Origin of the sequence: Streptomyces sp. NPDC002130 (assembly GCF_040296465.1) — a bacterium.
Lineage (GTDB): Bacteria > Actinomycetota > Actinomycetes > Streptomycetales > Streptomycetaceae > Streptomyces.
The window spans coordinates 1-1,062 of the sequence record NZ_JBEOXI010001222.1; the positions used below are offsets into that span (position 1 = coordinate 1).

General features: G+C 62.6%; 1 protein-coding gene and 1 pseudogene. One reads left to right on the top strand and one right to left on the bottom strand.

Annotated features, from left to right (window positions below; all coding sequences use genetic code 11):
* Positions 1–420, bottom strand: a pseudogene (locus ABT116_RS49790) (hypothetical protein); the annotation flags it as partial.
* A 94-nt stretch (positions 421–514) separates the two neighbouring features.
* On the opposite strand from ABT116_RS49790, the gene ABT116_RS49795 reads away from it, so the two are divergent.
* A partial coding sequence (locus tag ABT116_RS49795) for an alpha/beta hydrolase (protein WP_351648362.1) occupies positions 515–1,062 on the top strand: 548 nt, incomplete at its 3' end.

Below are 1,062 nucleotides of genomic sequence, written 5' to 3' on the forward strand. Positions count from 1 at the left end.
GTCGACTATGCCGTCGAGGTCGAGGCGGTCGATCACAGCTTTGACGTCGAGGCGGCTTGCGATCTCGTCCACGTCGACCCGGTCGATGATCGGTTCGAGCGAGACCCGTTCGGCAATCTTGTCCACGTCGATGTTCTCGGCGATCTTGTCGATGTCCACGTGGTCGACGACGATCTTGGTGATGTCGACTTCGGACAGAGCAGCGTCGACGACAGCTTTGATCACCGTCCGCAAGGTCGAGTCGGCGAACTCCACGGTCGAGTGCATCGCTTCCGTGCCGCGAGTGGTGACCTGAGTGATCGCGCCGTCGAGTGCGTCACCGACGACAGGGATCCGCTGCACGGAATCAAGTGCGAGACCAGCGGTTCTGCGCGCCGCACCAGCCGTGATCGCGGCCAGCCCGAAGGCCAGCCGAATCACGTCGGATTCGGGGTGGTGCGACTGCGATCCCACGCAATTGTCTCCATCTTCTTATACGACTGTTACCCGGACATTCGTCACTCCTCTTCGCATTGTGCCACTGTTGGAAGGCACAAATACGCTGTCCGGCTTGCGCCTGGGGGGAAATATGAAGACACGTCGATTCACGGTTCGGCTGACGATGGCGGTGGCCATGGCCGCCGGCTTTCTCGGCCTCAGCGCGCCGACCGCGAGCGCGGATTCCGTGGTCAGTCGCATCGACGTCTACTCCCCGTCGATGGACCGCTGGATCGCCAACGACGTGATTTCCCCGGCCGGAGGTGGCCCCGCGCCGACCTTCTATCTGTTGACCGGCGTCGGCGGCGGCGAGGACGGAATCTCGTGGTTCAACAACACCGGAGTTCGTGACTTCTTCGACGACAAACACGTCAACGTGGTCATGCCGGTCGGCGGCAAGTTCAGCATGTACACCGACTGGAACGCCGACGATCCGGTGCTGGGCCGTAACAAGTGGCAGACGTACCTCACCAAGGAACTACCGGCGGCGGTCAACGCTCGGTACAACACGACCGGCGTCAACGCTCTGGGCGGTGTGTCGATGGCGGGTGGACCGGTTCTGGACCTCGCGATCCAGTCGCCGGG